The organism is Pedobacter sp. 01N416 (assembly GCF_056399685.1).
The window spans coordinates 1-3,039 of sequence record NZ_JBFTRT010000594.1 but is presented as its reverse complement, the minus strand read 5'-3'; the positions used below and the strand labels follow the sequence as shown (position 1 = coordinate 3,039).

General features: G+C 39.0%; 5 protein-coding genes. 2 read left to right on the top strand and 3 right to left on the bottom strand.

The window, feature by feature from the left end; translation table 11 throughout:
* The 3 genes from AC1DND_RS24240 to AC1DND_RS24230 form a co-directional block, all read right to left on the bottom strand.
* Positions 1-266 (bottom strand): carboxypeptidase-like regulatory domain-containing protein (locus AC1DND_RS24240; RefSeq protein WP_477585124.1); only part of this gene is annotated, 266 nt, incomplete at its 3' end.
* A gap of 15 nt (positions 267-281) precedes the next feature.
* Positions 282-977, bottom strand: a complete 696-nt coding sequence (locus tag AC1DND_RS24235; protein ID WP_477585123.1) for an ABC transporter ATP-binding protein — start codon at positions 975-977, stop codon at positions 282-284.
* 86 nt (positions 978-1,063) lie between these two features.
* Positions 1,064-1,420, bottom strand: a complete 357-nt coding sequence (locus tag AC1DND_RS24230) for a hypothetical protein (RefSeq protein ID WP_477585122.1) — start codon at positions 1,418-1,420, stop codon at positions 1,064-1,066.
* A 601-nt stretch (positions 1,421-2,021) separates the two neighbouring features.
* Here AC1DND_RS24230 and AC1DND_RS24225 point away from each other — a divergent pair.
* The gene (locus AC1DND_RS24225; RefSeq protein WP_477585121.1) at positions 2,022-2,600 is read left to right on the top strand and encodes a Crp/Fnr family transcriptional regulator; all 579 of its coding nucleotides are present in this window, start codon (positions 2,022-2,024) and stop codon (positions 2,598-2,600) included.
* 93 nt (positions 2,601-2,693) lie between these two features.
* Positions 2,694-3,039: YceI family protein (locus tag AC1DND_RS24220; RefSeq protein ID WP_477585120.1), on the top strand; the 346-nt coding region annotated here is incomplete at its 3' end.

Genomic DNA, 3,039 nt, shown 5'->3' with positions numbered 1-3,039 from the left:
CTGTAGCCTATGGCACTAATGGTGATGGTATAATTGGCCATTTTAGGTAAAACAACTGAGAAATTACCGAGCGAATCGCTACTTGTATTCAGTTGATCTTTCCCATTCTTAAATTTAATGGTAGCTTTTTGGATAGCTTGGTTTTGGGTATCGATCACTTTTCCACTCACCTTAATCTGAGCAAAAGCGATCAGGCTAAATGTGCTGAAGAGCAATAGCAAACAGAGCGCACGGAAAATAGAAAAGCCTTTATATGTTAAGTACATGAAATAGATTTGTTTTTAAATAGTTTGTAAGTATAATTCCTGAAGATCAGCTGCAGTGATGTCGCTGGCTTTAAGTGTATGGATTAATTCGCCTTGTTTCATAATGCCAATGTGCGAACCCACATTTACTGCATTAAAAATATCGTGCGTAGCCATCAGAATTGATTTGCCTTCGGCAGCTAATTGTTTAACCAATTGGGTAAATTCTGCTGTAGCTTTTGGGTCCAGCCCGCTGGTTGGCTCATCCATTAAAATAATCTTTGCGTTTTTGGCCAGTGCAATAGCGATACCTACTTTTTGACGCATGCCTTTACTAAAGCCCGATAAATGTTTGTAGTTGGCAGCTTCCTGTAAACCACATTGCTTTAAAAAACCGATCAAGCTTGAAGTACCATAGTTAAACCCCGCCAGTTTAGAAAAGTAATCGAGATTTTCGATCGCCGAAAGATTGCTGTAAAGCATAACTACCTCAGGAATGTAGGCCAGATGTTTCCGCCGTTCGTCATCGTGCGAGGAGATTTCTTCGTTGTCGATTAAGATTTTTCCGCTACTGGGCTCAATAAAACCTAAAAATAAATTAATGGTAGTGGTTTTTCCGGCACCGTTTTGGCCCAGCAGGCAAAATACTTCACCGGGATTAACGGTTAAATTAAGCTGATTTAAGGCGCGGTAAGATTGATAATTTTTGGATAATGAAATGGCTTGAAGCATAATAAAATATTGGCGCATACCAAACAGGCATGTGCGTTAAACAGAGTAAATTTGAAGGATATGAAAAGAAACTTCTTGTATGAAGATTAAGCCATTAGGCTAGGTGGGCCTTTATTGGCGCAGCATAAGATGTAAGCAACAGGATGCCTCATGAGGTAAACGCAAGGTTTAATCGTTGGTTTAACTACGCGTAAAGCAAATGTAATAGGAGCAGGAAAATCGAAAAAGTGCGATCGGTGTTTCAATACCTCGCACAATTTACATTTTAGCTTTGCCGAACTCAATTGTTTAAGCAGGTGCGCCTCACTACAGCTTTGCTTGCTGTAACCGGTTTTTTCGGCGCCATGATGGTGAAGGCTTTCGATTAGTGTTGCATTAAGAAATACCGCCAATAGCAATACCGCCCATATACGGGCAAAAATTTCTTTGCGATATGTGTACACTGAATATTTCAATGCAACAAAGTTACATTTAAAAAATTATAAATCAAGTATTGTGTTGTTCTGTTATTGCTGAGTCGGTTAACTATATGTCGTTTCATCAACTGCTGACTAAATATTATTTGTCCTTCGACTCTACTATTATTGATGTTATTTTGTAATTATTTAAATATGAGTGCTTTATGTTGATTTTGTATTTCCGCCCAACTAGGCCTTAGCACCGTATCCTCGTTCTACTTAAATCCGGCCTAACAAATTTTTCGGACTGCACTGCCCAAGCCAATCTACTGGCTTCGAAAGAAAAATTTTCAGCCGGTGTTTTTTGTTTCTTTTTGACATCAAAAAGAAAAAAGCCCGTCCGGCTAGGACTAATAAAACACCCCGTCCTACGGACACCCCTCTGAAAGAGGGGAATAGCATATTGCACAAGACCGATAATTAAATGTCAATTATCTTGATTTTTTATGCAGTAAATTAAGCCTCAGGCTGACATTTCGATTGAGGAATCAGTGTATTTATTAATCGTTTAATCGACTCCAGACTTCGGACTACTGACTCCTCAACTTCCGACTAACCCCAATAATTCTTACCTTTATTTCAAGCTATGGATCCTAAAGAAACACTAAAAGCGCATATTTTAAAAACCGCTACTTTAACCGACAAAGAGTTCGATTATTTATTTTCCCATTTCAAGTTAAAGTCTTTTAAAAAAGGGCAGGCCATCATTAGCGAGGGAGACAAGGTAGATCACGAATATTTTGTGATCTCGGGTTGTTTAAAAGCTTTTTTTATCAACGATGAAATCAAAATGTATATCCTGCAGTTTGCGATGCCTACCTGGTGGACTTCAGATTATGGCGCCCTATACAACCATACCCGTGCAACCATAAGCGTAGATTGTATTAGCGATGCAGAAGTATTATGTCTTTCTAACGATGACCGCGAAAAAATCTGCAGCGAAATTCATCAGGCTGAACATTTTTTCCGTTGGAGAACAAACAGGGGCTATCTGGCTTCGCAGAAAAGGCTGTTATCTTTTATGAATAACGATACCAAAGCCCGCTACGAGGAACTTTTGGCCATGTATCCTCAACTCTATAATCTCGTGCCTAAACATTTAATCGCAGCCTATTTGGGTGTTTCCAGAGAAACCCTGAGCAGACTTTACAACGCACAAAAATAACGTTTGCAGAATGTGATGTACATCACCTAAGCCCTGTAAAAATCCTCCTTTACTTTGTGTTGTCAAATCACTAACGATTGATAAAACAAAGAAATGGAAACTACAAAATTTGAAATTGTAAGCGCTCAAAGCAACATCAACTGGACTGGTAAAAAAGTTACCGGTGCACACAATGGAACCATCACGATTAAATCGGGTTCACTAAGCTTAAACGATGGTAAACTCAGCAACGGGAGCTTTATTATCGATACCACGTCTATCGTAATATTGGATGTTACTGACCCTGCAACCAATGCGCAATTCGCGGGACATTTATTCTCTGAAGATTTTTTTGCAACCGATCAGTTCCCAGAGGCCACATTTGTCATTACAGCTGTTGATCAAACCAATGAAGATAATACAGTAATTACTGGTGATTTAACCATTAAAAGCATTACAC